We start from the raw sequence: 15,033 nt of genomic DNA, 5'->3' as shown, positions 1-15,033 counted from the left end.
CGTTTCATGTCCACTCGCGAAATCCGTATTGCCACCCGTAAAAGCGCCTTGGCCTTGTGGCAGGCCGAATACGTCAAAGCCCGCCTGGAGCAGGCGCATCCTGGCCTGCTGGTGACCTTGGTGCCCATGGTCAGCCGTGGTGACAAGCTGCTTGATGCGCCTTTGGCGAAAATCGGCGGCAAGGGCCTGTTTGTCAAAGAGCTGGAAACCGCCCTGCTGGACAATGAAGCCGACATCGCCGTGCACTCGATGAAAGACGTGCCGATGGATTTCCCCGAGGGCCTGGGGCTGTACTGCATCTGCGAGCGGGAAGACCCGCGTGATGCCTTTGTTTCCAATACCTTCTCCAGCCTTGAGGCGCTGCCTGCCGGCAGCGTCGTGGGTACGTCCAGCCTGCGCCGCCAGGCCCAGTTGCTGGCACGCCGCCCGGACCTGAAAATCCAGTTCCTGCGCGGTAACGTCAACACGCGCCTGGCCAAGCTTGATGCCGGTGAGTACGACGCCATCATTCTTGCCGCCGCGGGTTTGATTCGCCTTGGGTTTGAAAACCGCATCACCTCCTCGATCAGTGTCGACGACAGCCTGCCGGCGGGTGGTCAGGGTGCCGTTGGGATCGAGTGCCGCAGCGCCGACAAGGAGATCCATGCGTTGCTGGCACCGCTGCACCATGTTGATACCGCCGACCGGGTAGTAGCCGAGCGCGCATTGAACAAACGCCTGAACGGTGGTTGCCAAGTGCCTATCGCGTGTTACGCGGTGCTTGAAGACGGGCAGCTTTGGCTGCGCGGCCTGGTCGGCCAGCCTAGCGGCGGCAAGCTGCTGGTGGCCGATGCCCGCGCCCCCCGATCGAGCGCCGAGGCGTTAGGCGTGCAGGTTGCCGAAGACCTGCTGGGCCAGGGTGCAGAAGCCATCCTCAAGGAAGTCTACGGTGAGGCCGGGCACCCGTGAGCCCTTGGCGCCTGTTGCTGACCCGGCCTGCCGAAGAGTGCGTTGCATTGGCGCAAAGCCTGGCGGCGCAAGGCGTGGCCAGCAGCAGTTTGCCTCTGATGGCAATAGAACCCGTTGTGCTCGACCCTGTCGAGCACCAGCATATTTCAGCCCTGGGGCAGTATCAGGCGGTCATCGTGGTCAGCAAGCCGGCCGCCAGGCTGCTGCTGGAACGGTTAGCGCAGGCTGGGCTGCAAGCCCCGCTCAAGGGCTGGTTCACGGTAGGGGAGGCCACGGCCGGGATCCTGCAATCCGCTGGTCTGAAGGTGAATTTCCCTACACAAGGTGATGACAGCGAAGCCTTGCTCTTACTCCCGGCCTTGCGCGAGGCTATCGCAGTTCCTACGCCACGAGTCGTGATTGTCCGTGGTGTCGGAGGTCGCGAACTGCTGGCCGAGCGTCTTGGGGAGCAAGGTGCTAGTGTCGATTATCTGGAACTGTATCGCCGCTGCCTGCCGGAATACCCGCCGGGCACCCTGATGCGCCGTATCGAAGCGGAACGCCTCAATGGTCTGGTGGTCAGCAGTGGGCAGGGCTTTGAACACTTGCGGCAAATGGCCGACGCGCACTGGCCGCAGCTGGCGCGCCTGCCGTTGTTCGTACCGAGCCCACGGGTGGCCGAACAGGCCAGGGCCGCAGGGGCCCAACAGGTTGTGGATTGCCGTGGCGCGAGTGCCGCGGCCTTGCTGGCAGCCGTGCAGCGCAGCGCTGCACCTGCCTCTTAAGGCGCTGAGCATCAGAGCGATGCGCCCCCATGCAAAGGATGGATACGTGAGCGAAACTGTCTTGTCCAACAATGATCAGCCGTCGGCCCAGGAGCCGACACCAGCGGCTACTCCCGTTCCCGCCAGGCGCACTGGCAGTGGCCTGGCGCTTTTGGCCCTGCTGGTGGGGGCTGCAGGGGTTGCGGTGGGCGGTTGGGGTGTCTGGCAGGTGCGGCAGCTGCAAGGCAGTGAAGTGAGCCAAGGCCAGCACCTCGAAGCGTTGAACCAGCGTGCGGCGGCCCTGCAGCAACGTGAGCAGCAAATCAGCGCTCAACTGGCGAGCCTGCCGGCGGCCAGTGAACTGGAAGACCGTCGCCGTTTGGTGGCGCAGCTGCAGGGTGACCAGCAACGCCTGAGCCAGCGGCTGGAAACGGTGCTTGGCGAAAGCCGCAAGGAGTGGCGCCTGGCTGAAGCCGAGCACCTGCTGCGCCTGGCAACGCTGCGGCTTTCGGCGCTGCAGGACATCACCAGCGCGAAGGCATTGGTGGAAGGCGCAGATGAAATCCTGCGTGAGCAAAGCGACCCGGGCGCCTTTGCTGCCCGTGAGCAACTGGCGCGCAGCCTTGCCACCCTGAACAGCACCCAGCAACCAGACCGAACCGGCTTGTTCCTCAAGCTTGCAGCCCAGCGTGAACTGGTGCAGCAACTCAGTGCCCAGTCTCCGGAGTTTGATAGCAACGCCGATGCAATGGGCGCGCTCACTTCTGATGGGGACGGCGCCAGCCGGCTCTCGCAATGGTGGGCCGAGATCTCCAAGTATTTCCAGGTCGATTTCAATGCCGATGAGAACGTGCGGCCCTTGTTGGCCGGGCAGTCGCTCAACCAATTGCGTCTGGCCCTGAGCCTGACCATCGAACAAGCCCAATGGGCAGCGCTGAACGGCGAAGGCAAGGTTTATACCCAAGCCCTGGACGACGCACGCAGTGTGTTGCTGGCCAACTTCAATGCCGACAACCCGCAAAGCAAAGCCATGCTGGACAGCCTCAATGCATTGGCCGACCAACCCGTCTCGGTCGTTACACCTGACCTGAGCGAAAGCCTGGCTGCGGTGCAAGCGTACATCCAGCGCCGCCATCTGCCCGCCGAAGCCGAGGGGGGCAAACAATGAAACGCGTCTACCTGCTGGCCGTGGTGGCCATTGTGGTGGCTGCAGCGTTGGGCATCGCGGTGGCCAAGCACAGTGGCTACGTGCTGATTTCCTATGGCGGCTTCCGCTATCAGTCCGGGTTGTGGGCCGCGCTGGCCGCGCTGGTCGGTATCGTCGTGCTGTTGCTGTTGCTGCGCTATCTGGTCGGGCTGATGCTGACCTCCAGCGGGGTGGTAAACCCGTGGTCGCGGCGTAACCGCAGCCGCCGGGTACGTATCGCCATCGAGCAGGGTCAACTGGACCTGGCCGAAGGCCGCTGGGCCAGCGCCCAGCGTCATTTGCACCGCGCCGCTGAGCATGAGCGCCAGCCATTGCTCTACTACCTTGGCGCCGCCCGTGCGGCCAACGAGCAAGGTCGCAAGGATGAAAGCGACAATTTGCTGGAGCGTGCGCTGGAGCGCCAGCCCGAGGCAGAGCTGGCCATTGCCCTGACCCACGCACAGCTGCAGCTGGACCGGGGCGAATCCGATGGTGCTCTGGAAACCCTGCTGGCCATGCAAGAGCGGCACCCGCACAACAACCAGGTATTGCGCCTTTTGCAGCGTCTGTATCTGGAGCGCGGCGATTGGTCGGCACTCATCCGTTTGCTGCCAGACCTGCGCAAAGGTAAGGTCTTGCCTGCCACTGAATTGGCGGCGCTGGAGCAACGCGCGTGGGGGCAGAACCTCTGCCTGGCAGCTACCCGGGGCGAGGACGCTCAAACTGCACGTCAGGCCCTTGAGCGCGCCTGGCAACAACTGACCTCTGCTCAACGCCAGGAGCCGCAACTGGTGCTGGCCTACGCCGAACAGCTGCGCCAGGCAGGGGCTCAAGGGGAAGCCGAGCAGGTGCTGCGAACTGCCCTCAAGCGCGAGTACGAAAGCCACCTCGCCCGGCTGTATGGCCTGGTGCGCGGCGATGACCCTGCGCGGCAGCTGCAAACTGCCGAGGGTTGGCTCAAGGCCCATCCGAAAGATCCGAGCCTGCTGCTCACCCTCGGCCGGTTGAGCTTGCAGAACCGCTTGTGGGGCAAGGCGCGTGACTACCTTGAAAGCAGCTTGCAGATGGAACGTAACCCGGAAGCGTGTGCCGAGCTTGCCAGGCTGCTCGCCGGCCTTGGTGAGACCGAGCGCAGTAACCAACTGTTCCAGGAAGGCCTCGGCTTGCTGGATGAACGCCTGCTGGCCTTGCCTCTCCCGGACGGCGCTCGCGCCTGAGCAACCCATGAGCCCGCGCTAGCGTGCGGGTTCATGGGGTTGGTAAATCTTCCGACGAAACAAGTTATTTCCAGAATTCGTCCCATCGGAACTTTCCTACAAATCAGGTAGAGAATTCACTCAACTCTCAGTGCCTTCTCAACCCTGTAGCGCCTTGAAACAAAGTGCGCCTTTCCTCTACCGTTTCAAGTCACTTCATTGTCCCGGGACTTCACCGCCCATGCTGCCGGCCCGATTGCGCGCCTTCTTTGCCCCTGCCTGCCTTGCCTCGCTGGGTGTGCTGCTTGCGTCCTTCCAACTGGAGTCCAGCCTGGGTTTGCTGCCTTGCCCGCTGTGTTTGAGCCAGCGCTTGCTGCTTGGCGTCTATGCCTTGATATGTTTTGCCGCAGCGGTGCACGGCCCTGGTGTCCGCGGCACACTGAGGTATGCGCGCCTTGCGCTGGCAAGCGCGACTGCCGGCGTTTTCCTGGCGGCTCGGCATGTGTGGTTGCAAGGGGCAGATAACTTCTTCGATGAGTGCCCGATGTCGATTTGGGGGTTGCTGGACAGCCCATGGGATGAAGCAGCCAGCCAGCTGTTGCTGGGAGGGCCTGATTGCAGCGCCATGACCTGGAGCTTTCTCGACCTGACCCTGCCAGAGTGGAGCATGCTGGCGTTCCTGTGTTTGGCGGCGCTGCCCTTGATTTGCCTGCTGGCGTATCGTTTCCGCACACTGGGCAGAATTTGACCTGGCGCAAGGCCGGGGCATTCGTTCGACCAGTGGTGACGGTTCAAGGTATTAAACGCTTGTATGAACTTTGTCAGCTGCGTACCTTGATGCTCAGCACGCGCGGGAATAATCTCGCAGCACGCATACCGAAAACACAACTGCTCGATGCCGTCCTGCTGATGTCACCTTTGTGCTGCACGGTTGAGGTGCGAGGTGCAGCGGCATCTACCCAGAAGGGAAGAATCGTCATGCTCGATAGTTGTCAGAACGCTCAGGAACGCTGGGGCGGGGTTCACAGTCTGATCGATCGTTGGCTCGAGGAGCGCGAGCAGCTGGTGCAGGCTTTCCGCGCATTGCGCGATGGGAAGGCGGCCTTCGCCGACAAGGACACCAACGGGGACTTTTGTGCGCTCCTGGTCGATTATGTTTCTGCGTGGCACTTCGAAGTCTGCGAGCAATTGGTCAGTGAAGCCAAGGCGTTCGGGGATGAGAAGGCGCTGAAGCTGGCAGAAGAAATCAACCCGCGGATCAATGACACCACCCAGATCGCATTGGCCTTCAACGACCATTGCGCAAAGGCTGAATGCAAAGACACCGAGCGTTTCGCCGAGAAGCTTGGCAAGCTCGGTAGCCTTTTGCATGAGCGCTTCGAGCTGGAAGACTGCTTGATCGAGGTGCTGCACAACGCGCACAAGGAAGAGGACGTGGTCGAGGCGTGATGCACGGCTTCAGTCGCCGACTGCCAGCAGCTCGATTTCGAACACCAGTGGAGTGTAGGGCGCAATCAGGTCTCCCGCGCCCTCTGCCCCATAGGCTTGTGCCGACGGAATCACCAACCGCCATTTCGAACCCGCCTTCATATGCGGCAGGGCCACCTGCCACCCTTCGATTACCGAGTCCAGCTTGAACCACTGGGGCTGCTGGTTCTGATCAAAAACCGACCCATCCGGCAGTTTGCCCACGTAACGCACCTGAACCTTGCCGTCCGCTTTTGGCTGGGTGCCATTGCCGCTTTTCAGCTCGCTGTAGAGTACGCCTTCAGGCAGTTCGTGAACCCCGGCGCGCGCCCGTTCGTTGGCCATGAACCGCGTTTCGACCGCCTGAAGCTTGGCTGTCTCGGCGTCCACTGCCGCCTTGTTCGCCTGCTCTTCGTGCTGTTGCAAAATGGCTTGCATGCGCGCGTTGTCGAGCTTCAGCGGCTGGCCTTGATATGACTGGCGCAGCCCTTCGACCAGCGCGTCCAGTTGCAGCCCTGGCACTTCCTGGCGCAGGCGCTCCCCCAGGCTTGCGCCCAGGCTGTAAGCGAGGTCGTGTTCATTCGCGGTAGGCGCTTCAGTGGCCGCCAGCGCAAATGGCGCTGCCAGATACAGGCTGAGAAACAGAGAACGAGGCATGGTCAACTCCGGCTCATTGAGCGGGAAAGTATGCCAGCCTTGTTGGCGAGATAAACGTAAATATCAGCAATACTTTGTTAAGCAACTACACTTGCACGGAGCTGCAAGATAACAACTTTGCCCAGGCATGCAACGCGGCGCCGCCGATACTGTCAACATGCCCTAGCGGCGGTAGCAGCAGAAGCATAGTATGAGCCGCAATCTCGTCAGCCAGGAGGTAAACCATGTCGGCCAAGAAGAAGCCAGTAAGTACACCGTTGCACCTGCTCCAGCAACTTTCGGGCAGCCTGCTCGAACATTTGGAAGATGCCTGCTCGCAAGCGCTGGCTGATGCGGAAAAACTGCTGGCCAAGTTGGAAAAGCAGCGCGTCAAGGCCCAGGAAAAACTGCATAACGGCCGCCTGAAGTTGCAAGACGCAGCCAAGGCAGGCAAAGCCAAAGCTCAAGGTAAAGCTCAAAAAGCAATTGGCGAACTTGAAGGGCTGCTCGACTCGCTCAAAGAGCGCCAAACGCAAACTCGCACTTATATTCAGCACCTCAAGCGCGATGCGCAGGAAAGCCTGAAGCTGGCCCAGGGCGTGGGTAAGGTGCGTGAGGCTGCTGGCAAGGCACTTGATCAGCGCGCAGTAGCAGCCAAGGCGGCGAAACCTGCTGTAGCCAAAGCCCCAGCCAAAACTGCATCGAAACCTGCGGCAAAGGCACCGGCCAAACCTGCGGCCGCCAAGGCACCTGCCCGGGCAGCTGCCAAACCCGTTGCTGCCAAGGCGCCGGCGAAAACGGCTACGGCCAAGCCAGCTGCTAAACCTGCCGCTGCGAAGGCTCCGGCCAAAACGGCAGCCGCCAAGCCTGCTGCTGCCAAGGCACCGGCCAAAGCGGCTGCGGCCAAGCCAGCCGCCAAACCTGTTGCTGCCAAAGCTGCCGCTGCCAAGCCTGCAGCCAAAACAGCACCGGCCAAACCAGCAGCTGCCAAGCCTGCGGCTAAACCTGCAGTGGCCAAAGCACCGGCCAAAGCTGCTGCAAAACCTGCAGCTGCAAAACCCGCCGCCGCCAAAGCACCGGCTAAACCTGCCGCTGCCAAGCCTGCAGCAAAACCTGCTGCTGCCAAGCCTGCCGCCGCCAAGCCTGCCGCCAAACCCGCTGTAAAAGCCCCCGCCAAACCACGCACCACCAGACCCGCTGCCAGTAAGCCAGCCGAAACCAAGCCAGCTACCCCTGCTGCAAGTGCACCGGTAACCAACTCGGCAACACCTGCCACTCCTGCTACCCCGGCCAGCGCGCCAGCTCAGGCACCGTCCTCGGCCTCCTGAAGCCCTGCCGCCGCGACGCGCAACTGATTCAGCGCGTCGTGGCCCCGGGCGTGCTCGGGTGTCAGCAACGTCAGCCAATCAGCCTCGCCGGCGCCTGAAGGCCACGCTTGGGCACAGGCTTCAAGCCGCTGCAGCAGCAGCTTTTCGGCTTGCAGCTCCAACCCCTTTACCTGCTCACGCAACGCAGCCAGCTGCGGGTCTTGTTGTGCTTGTGCGCGCCATTGCTGGCGCAGGTGGCGTAGCATGGAAACGACCTCTTGCTGCCAAGGCGCCGCTAACGTTTGCAATGCCTGTATACGGTCACGGGTCGGTGCAACGCCGCGGCCTTGTAGCCAGGTTGCGCACAGCAGCATGCAAACATCACAGCCTTGGGCTTGCAGGCTCAGGCAGGCCTCTTCGACGCCGGGGCGGGTATACAAGGCCAGCGCGTAATTCCACAGGTCGGTGTGCATCATTCCACTCACGCTATGGGCCGAGGAAGCTGGTAGACTCCGCGACCATCATGATCAGACTATCCAACCTCACTTTACAGCGTGGTCCGCAGCGCTTGCTAGAAGGCGCCGAGATGACCCTGCACGCCGGTCACAAGGCCGGCCTGATCGGCGCCAACGGCGCCGGAAAATCCAGCCTGTTCGCCATGCTGCGCGGTGAGCTGTCGCCCGATGGTGGTGATTGCCTGCTGCCGGGTGACTGGCGCATCGCCCACATGCGCCAGGAGGTCGACACCCTCGACCGTATCGCAGTGGACTATGTGCTCGATGGCGACGCCCGCCTGCGCAAGGTCCAGGCCGAACTTGCCGTGGCCGAGCAGGCTCATGACGGCACGGCCCTGGCACGTCTGCACAGCGAACTGGAAAGTGCCGACGGCTATACCGCCGACGCTCGCGCCCGTAAGTTGCTGGCTGGGCTGGGCTTCACCAACGAGCAGATGGACCGCCGTGTCGGCGACTTCTCCGGTGGCTGGCGGATGCGCCTGAACCTGGCGCAGGCACTGATGTGCCCATCCGACCTGCTGCTGCTCGACGAACCCACCAACCACCTGGACCTTGATGCGATCCTGTGGCTTGAGGACTGGCTCAAGGGCTACCCGGGCACGCTGTTGCTGATTTCCCACGACCGCGACTTCCTGGATGCGGTCGTCGACCATGTGCTGCATGTAGAGCAGCGCAAGCTCAACCTGTACAAAGGTGGCTACACCGCTTTCGAGCGTACCCGTGCCGAGCGTTTGGCCCAGCAGCAACAGGCCTACGAGAAGCAGCAAGCTCAGCGCGCGCACATGGAAAAGTACATCGCCCGCTTCAAGGCTCAGGCCACCAAGGCTCGCCAGGCGCAGAGCCGCATCAAGGCCCTTGAACGCATGGAAGAGCTGTCGGCGGCGCATGTGGATTCACCGTTCGACTTCGTTTTCCGCGAGTCGCACAAAATCTCCAGCCCGTTGCTGAGCCTGTCCGAAGGCCGTCTCGGTTATGGCGACAAAGCCATCCTCGACAAGGTCAAACTGCAGCTCACCCCCGGTGCCCGGATTGGCTTGCTTGGCCCCAACGGTGCGGGCAAGTCCACCCTGATCAAGAACCTCGCTGGCGAGCTGGAGCCGCTGGCAGGGCGCCTGGTACGTGGCGAAAACCTTGCCGTTGGCTACTTTGCCCAGCACCAGCTCGACTCGCTGGACGACAAGGCCAGCCCGCTGCTGCACCTGCAGCGCATCGCGCCCACCGAGCGCGAGCAGACGCTGCGGGATTTCCTGGGTGGTTTCGACTTCCATGGTGACCGGGTCGATGAGCCGGTGGTGAATTTCTCGGGTGGCGAAAAGGCCCGCCTGGCCTTGGCCCTGATTGCTTGGGAGCGGCCAAACCTGCTGCTGCTTGACGAACCGACCAACCACCTCGACCTGGAAATGCGCCTGGCGCTGACCATGGCATTGCAGGAGTTTGCCGGTGCCGTGGTGGTGGTATCCCACGATCGGCACTTGCTCAAGAGCACCACTGACGACTTCCTGCTGGTAGCCGATGGCAAGGTTGATGTGTTCGACGGTGACCTGGACGACTACAGCCGATGGTTGGTGGAGTACCGTCAGCGCACTGCACCGGTAAGCAACGCGCCGGTCAACCCGGATAAGACCGACAAGAAGGCCCAGCGCCAGGCTGCTGCCGCGCTGCGTCAGCAACTGGCGCCGCACAAAAAGGCTGCAGACAAGCTGGAATCCGAGCTGAACCAGGTGCATGCGCAGTTGGCCGAGATTGAAGCGGCGCTGGGTGACAGTGGGTTGTATGAGGCGGCGCGCAAGGATGAACTGCGAGACCTGCTCGCTCGGCAGACCAAGCTCAAGCAACGCGAAGGCGAACTTGAGGAAGGCTGGATGGAAGCGCTGGAAACGCTGGAGAGCATGCAGGCTGAGCTTGAGGCGTTGTCCTGATCCATCACTTCGCGGCTGAAGCCGCTCCTACAAGGCTCTTCGCCAACCTGTAGGAGCGGCTTCAGCCGCGAAGGGCCAGCACAGGGAAGACATCCCTCAAAATTTACTGGTTATTTTTTCGCCAACACCTTAGCTTATCGTTTTGCACGATATGTCTGAACGAGGTGTGTGATGTCGATGGAAATGTGGCTGGGCTTCTTTGCCGCGTGCTGGGTCATCAGCCTGTCGCCAGGTGCCGGGGCCATCGCCTCGATGTCCAGCGGGCTGCAGTACGGTTTTTGGCGCGGTTACTGGAACGCTCTGGGCCTACAGCTGGGCCTGATCGTGCAGATCGCCATCATTGCGGCCGGCGTTGGCGCCGTCCTTGCTGCATCTGCCACCGCATTCCAGATCATCAAATGGTTTGGCGTGGCTTACCTCGTTTACCTTGCCTACCGCCAATGGCGAGCGTTGCCCATGGACATGACTGACGAATCCGGTGTGCGCCCGATCGGCAAGCCGTTGAGCCTGGTGTTCCGTGGGTTCCTGGTCAATGTCAGCAACCCCAAGGCATTGGTGTTCATGCTTGCGGTACTGCCGCAGTTCATCAACCCGCATGCGCCGCTGTTGCCGCAATACATTGCAATCACCGTGACCATGATCACCGTCGACATGCTGGTGATGGCGGGCTATACCGGCCTGGCCTCCCGTGTTTTGCGCCTGCTGCGTACTCCCAAGCAGCAGAAGCGGTTGAATCGTACCTTTGCCGGGTTGTTCATTGGCGCGGCTACATTCCTGGCCACCTTGCGCCGGGCGCCTCTCTGAGGAATTGAATGGCATCAGGGCTTTGCCACGCAAAAGCCCTGATGCTATCTCTGCTTATCCACCAACCCCTTGAGCAAATCGATCGGCAACGGAAACACAATGGTCGAGCTCTTGTCCCCGGCAATTGTCCCCAGCGTCTGCATGTAACGCAGTTGCATGGCACCTGGCTCCTTGCTGAGCATCTGCGCGGCCTGCATCAGTTTCTCCGAAGCCTGCAACTCGCCCTCGGCATGAATCACTTTCGCTCGTCGTTCCCGTTCAGCTTCTGCCTGGCGGGCGATGGCGCGAACCATGGATTCGTTGAGGTCGACGTGTTTGATTTCGACATTGGCCACCTTGATACCCCAGGCATCAGTCTGGGCATCCAGCACCTGGCGTATGTCCGAGTTGAGCTGTTCGCGTTCGGCCAGCAGTTCGTCCAGTTCATGCTTGCCCAGTACTGCACGCAACGTGGTCTGGGCCAATTGGCTGGTGGCAACCAGGAAGTCTTCGACCTGAATGATGGCCTTCTGGGGGTCTAGCACCCTGAAGTACACAACGGCGTTGACCTTCACAGACACGTTGTCGCGGGTGATCACATCCTGCGGCGGCACATCCAGCACCACGGTACGCAGGTCGACACGCACCATTTGCTGAATCACAGGTATCAGCAGGATCAACCCCGGCCCCTTCACCTGCCAGAAACGCCCCAACTGAAACACCACGCCACGCTCATACTCACGCAGGATGCGAAATGCCGACAGTAATAGCAGTGCCAGCACGAGAAGCACGGCACCGAACCCCAATTGCATGAACATCGTCACTCTCCTTGCGCCGCGGGTGCGGCGGCGCTGACTTCCAGCATGACCCCCTCGCGTGCGGTGACCCGCACGTGCTGGCCGGGTTGTAGAGGCGTCGAGCTGTGGACTTGCCACTGTTCACCTTGGGCCTGTACCGAGCCGCGGAACGGGTCTTCGCTGGTAACGTGGGTGACGGTGACAAGGCTGCCAACAAGCCCGGCGTCACCACTGACCAAAACACGTTGCCTGGCCTTGATGGCCATGCCCAGCACGCCGCCGATCAACAGCGCCGAGAGCACGGCCAAGGTACCTATCAGCGGCAATGGAATGCCAAACCCTGGAGCATCCGTGTCTATCAGGATCACGGCGCCCACCACGAAGGCCACAACGCCGCCGAAGCCCACCACGCCGAAGCTCGGTAGAAACGCTTCGGCAACCATGAACGCAAGGCCGAGCAGGATCAGCGCCACGCCAGCGAAGCTCACGGGCAACAGTTGCAGGGCGTAAAGCGCCAGCAGCAGGCAGACCCCGCCGACCACCCCGCCAACGGCGGAGCCGGGGTTCATGAATTCGAACAGCAGGCCGTACACGCCGATCATGATCAGGATCAGCGCCACGCTGGGGTTGGTGATAACTGCCAGCAGGCGGGTACGCCAGTCGGGCAGATACTCGACCACGGGTGCGCCACGGGTCTGTAGCAGCCGTGGTTGATCGGCGGCAGTGAGGGTTTTGCCGTGCAGTTGGCGCAGCAGGTCGGGCAGGTCGTTGGCCACTTGGTCGATGACCTTCAGGCGCAATGCCTCACTGGCAGGCAAGCTGACAGCCTGGCGTACGGCCTGCTCGGCCCAATCGGCGTTGCGCCCCCGCAGCTGGGCCAGGCCACGGATGTAGGCTGCGGCATCGTTGATTTGTTTGCGCGTAAGGGTTTCATCTTCGCCGCCAGATTTGGCCTTGTCATCTTTCGGCGCCCCGGGCGTGCCACCTATCTGCACTGGTGTTGCCGCGCCCAGATTGGTCCCGGGTGCCATGGCTGCCACGTGGCTTGCGTAGAGAATGTAGGTGCCGGCGCTGGCGGCGCGGGCGCCACTGGGGGCAACGAAACTCGCCACTGGCACGGGGCTGGCGAGAATAGCCTTGATCATCTGACGCATGGCGGAGTCCAGCCCGCCGGGGGTGTCCATGCGGATCACAACCAGTTGGGCGCCTTGCGTGCTCGCCTGTTCCAGGCCACGTACCAGATAGTCGGCACTGGCCGGGCCGATGGCATCATCGATGCTGAGCACCCAGATTTCGCCGGGCGCTGCATGGCCGCTCGGTGTCAGGCCAAGCAGCAGCAACAGCAACCAGCAGCGCCAGCAGCGAGCGATCACCTGTCGTCACCTTGAGTGTCTCCATGTCTGAAGTTTAGCCATGCCCGGCCGGGCAGGGCCTAAAATTGAACAGTGGGGGCGAAACCGGAGGTGCATCATGCGTATGGCCAAAACCCTTCAGCAGCGCCTGGACCAGGCCCACTGCGATTACGACATCATTCCCCACCCGCACTCGGCCACCAGCCTGGAATCGGCGCGCACGGCCGGGGTGCCCGCCGAGCGGGTGGCGAAGTCGGTCATGCTCGATGACCGGCACGGCAATTACATCATGGCGGTGCTGCCGGCCAACCGGCACCTGGACATGAGCAAGGTGCGCATGTCCGGCGCCTGGCAACTGACCCGTGAAAGCGGCTTGCCAACCCTGCTGGGCGACTGCGAACGCGGCGCCATCCCGGCAATGGGTGACGCGTACGGCATCAAAATGTTGCTCGATTCGAGCCTTACCCGCCAAAACGATGTCTACCTTGAGGCGGGTGACCACGATCACCTGATCCACATGAGCATGGAGCAGTACCTGAAATTGGTACCTAAAGCCGAAGTCCGTGAGCTGTGCTGATGTGCTCAAGCCAATGCCGGGTTGGCGTCGTGGACGGCCCGCCCGGCTTTAAGGAGGAAACATGGAAGCGCCGATTCATCCATTCGCCGAATTGTTCAAGCAACTGGGCCTGCCAGACGATGCGGTCAGCATCGACCAGTTCATTGCCAGCCACTCGCCACTGAAGAACGAAATCAAACTGGTGGATGCGCCGTTCTGGACGGAGTCGCAGCGCACTTTCCTGAAGGAAAGCATCATTGAGGATGCTGATTGGGCGGTGCCGTTCGATCAACTCAACGAGGCCTTGCGTCGCCCCCGAAAATAAAGTGCCCAGCGGCACCTGACGAGTGATTGGCCGTTGCTATGCTCAGGAAAAACAATAAGGGGATGGCGAGATGAAAGATCCCTATGCACCAGGATTCTGGTGCTCCGTGACGATCCTGGGCACCCTGACGGCCGGTTACTTTTACGGTATCCGCCACACGCACCAGATGAACCAGGCGGTGCAGTTTCTGTATGCGGCTGCGGCCGTGACTGCGGCGGTGGCGCTGGTGGCATTGACGTGGATTGCCTGGCAGCAGTTTCACCTGAACAAGCGGGAAGTGATTCAGGGTCGAACGTTGCTGACCATCTGGAACACCAAGGTAGCATTACGCCGCGTAGAGACGGTGTTCGACCGCTACTTCTGGGGCAGCTACTGGCATTCAGGGCGCACCTTCGAGGAGGTGATGGGCGAGCTCAAGGGCACGCCGCTGGAGCAGAGCCTGGATGCACTCAAACGCCAGTGCCGTGCTCTGGACCGCGAAGTCCACGACCATCATCACCATTGGCTGGCCAATGCCCGCGACCTTTCAAGCGTGGCCACGGCCATGGCGCGTGAGCGCTATCAATTGGACTTGTGCGAGCCGTCGAGCAACGGCCATGGCAACACGGCTGTGCTCAATCGGGACCTGGAAGTGCTGGTGTACACGTGGTCGGCGCGCCTGCGTAGCTTCGACCATCAGCTGGACGAGCTGGAGCGCGCCTATCACTGAGTTGGGGATCATTCACCCCGGATGTATTGCTCCAGCTGCTGGATCAGGTTCTGCTGTTCGGCAATGGTTTCCTTCACCAGGTCACCAATCGACAGCAGGCCTAGCAACTGGCCATGGCTGACCACCGGCAGGTGACGCAGGTGGCGGTTGGTCATCAGGTTCATGCAGTACTCAAGGTTCTGCTTGGGCTCGACGGTAACCACCGGTGCACTCATGATTTCCCGAACGGGAGTGGCTGCAGAAGATCGGCCTTTGAGCACCAGTTTGCGTGCATAGTCCCGCTCACTGACAATCCCTACCACCTCATCGTTTTCGATTACGGGCAGTGCCCCGACGTTCTTTTCCGCCAGCAGCTTCAGGGCGTCGAGCACCGAGTCGTCAGGGCCGATGGTGTACACGGTCTGATGCTGGGCTTTGGTTTTGAGGATTTCTTCGACGTTCTTCATACAGGCCTCTGTGGGTGGAAAACCGAACTCTCGGAGTAAATAAAGCATCCGGCACGCCAGCCTGCACGGCAATGCAGGAAACGGCATCGAGACGATTGAAAAACGCCATGAGCCCCGCTCCCGTTTATCCGGTAGGAGCGGGGGCGCC

The 15,033-nt window shown here is 61.6% G+C and carries 17 protein-coding genes; 12 read left to right on the top strand and 5 right to left on the bottom strand.

The window, feature by feature from the left end; genetic code table 11:
- Positions 1-6: 6 nt before the first annotated feature.
- The 6 genes from hemC to rsd all read left to right on the top strand — a co-directional run bounded on the left by hemC (position 7) and on the right by rsd (position 5,522).
- Positions 7-948: a hydroxymethylbilane synthase gene (gene hemC, locus PVV54_RS25355; protein WP_274907815.1), complete on the top strand. Its 942-nt coding sequence runs from the start codon at positions 7-9 to the stop codon at positions 946-948.
- Positions 945-1,712 (top strand): uroporphyrinogen-III synthase, encoded by a 768-nt coding sequence (locus PVV54_RS25350; RefSeq protein ID WP_274907814.1) that lies wholly within the window; start codon positions 945-947, stop codon positions 1,710-1,712. The genes hemC and PVV54_RS25350 overlap by 4 nt, the downstream gene beginning before the upstream one ends.
- A gap of 46 nt (positions 1,713-1,758) precedes the next feature.
- Positions 1,759-2,859 carry a uroporphyrinogen-III C-methyltransferase gene (locus PVV54_RS25345; protein ID WP_274907813.1) on the top strand — a complete coding sequence of 367 codons (1,101 nt, stop codon included), beginning with the start codon at positions 1,759-1,761 and terminating at the stop codon, positions 2,857-2,859.
- Positions 2,856-4,094, top strand: a complete 1,239-nt coding sequence (locus PVV54_RS25340) for a heme biosynthesis protein HemY (RefSeq protein WP_274907812.1) — start codon at positions 2,856-2,858, stop codon at positions 4,092-4,094. Before PVV54_RS25345 ends, PVV54_RS25340 begins: the two co-directional genes overlap by 4 nt.
- A gap of 220 nt (positions 4,095-4,314) precedes the next feature.
- Positions 4,315-4,821 carry a disulfide bond formation protein B gene (locus tag PVV54_RS25335; RefSeq protein WP_274907811.1) on the top strand — a complete coding sequence of 169 codons (507 nt, stop codon included), beginning with the start codon at positions 4,315-4,317 and terminating at the stop codon, positions 4,819-4,821.
- 230 nt (positions 4,822-5,051) lie between these two features.
- Positions 5,052-5,522: a sigma D regulator gene (gene rsd, locus PVV54_RS25330; RefSeq protein WP_274910499.1), complete on the top strand. Its 471-nt coding sequence runs from the start codon at positions 5,052-5,054 to the stop codon at positions 5,520-5,522.
- 9 nt (positions 5,523-5,531) lie between these two features.
- On the opposite strand, the gene PVV54_RS25325 is transcribed toward rsd, so the two are convergent.
- Complete coding sequence (locus PVV54_RS25325; protein ID WP_274907810.1) at positions 5,532-6,197, bottom strand: FKBP-type peptidyl-prolyl cis-trans isomerase; 666 nt, start codon at positions 6,195-6,197, stop codon at positions 5,532-5,534.
- Between the two features lie 224 nt (positions 6,198-6,421).
- Here PVV54_RS25325 and PVV54_RS25320 point away from each other — a divergent pair, with 224 nt between their 5' ends.
- Entirely contained in the window at positions 6,422-7,504 is a 1,083-nt protein-coding gene (locus tag PVV54_RS25320; protein WP_274907809.1) for an AlgP family protein, read from the top strand.
- Here the strand turns inward: PVV54_RS25320 and PVV54_RS25315 are convergent.
- Complete coding sequence (locus tag PVV54_RS25315; RefSeq protein WP_274910498.1) at positions 7,480-7,956, bottom strand: TIGR02444 family protein; 477 nt, start codon at positions 7,954-7,956, stop codon at positions 7,480-7,482. The two genes, PVV54_RS25320 and PVV54_RS25315, sit on opposite strands and share 25 nt — an antisense overlap.
- 50 nt (positions 7,957-8,006) lie before the next feature.
- Between PVV54_RS25315 and PVV54_RS25310 the strand changes: the two genes are divergently transcribed.
- Positions 8,007-9,917 carry an ATP-binding cassette domain-containing protein gene (locus PVV54_RS25310; RefSeq protein ID WP_274907808.1) on the top strand — a complete coding sequence of 637 codons (1,911 nt, stop codon included), beginning with the start codon at positions 8,007-8,009 and terminating at the stop codon, positions 9,915-9,917.
- A gap of 171 nt (positions 9,918-10,088) precedes the next feature.
- Positions 10,089-10,721, top strand: coding sequence for a LysE family transporter (locus PVV54_RS25305; protein WP_274907807.1), 633 nt, complete (start codon positions 10,089-10,091; stop codon positions 10,719-10,721).
- A gap of 44 nt (positions 10,722-10,765) precedes the next feature.
- Here PVV54_RS25305 and PVV54_RS25300 read toward each other — a convergent pair whose 3' ends face one another.
- Both PVV54_RS25300 and PVV54_RS25295 read right to left on the bottom strand, forming a co-directional pair.
- Positions 10,766-11,518, bottom strand: coding sequence for a slipin family protein (locus tag PVV54_RS25300; RefSeq protein WP_274907806.1), 753 nt, complete (start codon positions 11,516-11,518; stop codon positions 10,766-10,768).
- Between the two features lie 2 nt (positions 11,519-11,520).
- Entirely contained in the window at positions 11,521-12,870 is a 1,350-nt protein-coding gene (locus tag PVV54_RS25295) for an NfeD family protein (protein ID WP_274907805.1), read from the bottom strand.
- 97 nt (positions 12,871-12,967) lie between these two features.
- Here PVV54_RS25295 and PVV54_RS25290 point away from each other — a divergent pair, with 97 nt between their 5' ends.
- From PVV54_RS25290 to PVV54_RS25280, 3 genes are all read left to right on the top strand, one after another.
- A complete protein-coding gene (locus PVV54_RS25290) occupies positions 12,968-13,426 on the top strand; it encodes an aminoacyl-tRNA deacylase (RefSeq protein WP_274907804.1) in 459 nt (152 codons plus the stop codon).
- Positions 13,427-13,487: 61 nt separating this feature from the next.
- Entirely contained in the window at positions 13,488-13,730 is a 243-nt protein-coding gene (locus PVV54_RS25285; protein WP_274907803.1) for a DUF2789 domain-containing protein, read from the top strand.
- 70 nt (positions 13,731-13,800) lie between these two features.
- Complete coding sequence (locus PVV54_RS25280; protein ID WP_274907802.1) at positions 13,801-14,439, top strand: NADH:ubiquinone oxidoreductase subunit N; 639 nt, start codon at positions 13,801-13,803, stop codon at positions 14,437-14,439.
- Positions 14,440-14,447: 8 nt separating this feature from the next.
- On the opposite strand, the gene PVV54_RS25275 is transcribed toward PVV54_RS25280, so the two are convergent.
- On the bottom strand, positions 14,448-14,885 hold the full coding sequence (locus tag PVV54_RS25275) for a CBS domain-containing protein (protein ID WP_274907801.1): 438 nt from the start codon (positions 14,883-14,885) through the stop codon (positions 14,448-14,450).
- Positions 14,886-15,033: the final 148 nt, after the last annotated feature.

The organism is Pseudomonas sp. PSKL.D1 (assembly GCF_028898945.1).
Classification (GTDB): Bacteria; Pseudomonadota; Gammaproteobacteria; order Pseudomonadales; family Pseudomonadaceae; genus Aquipseudomonas.
Note: the sequence above shows the minus strand (reverse complement) of the source record. Positions and strands in the feature narration are given on the sequence as shown.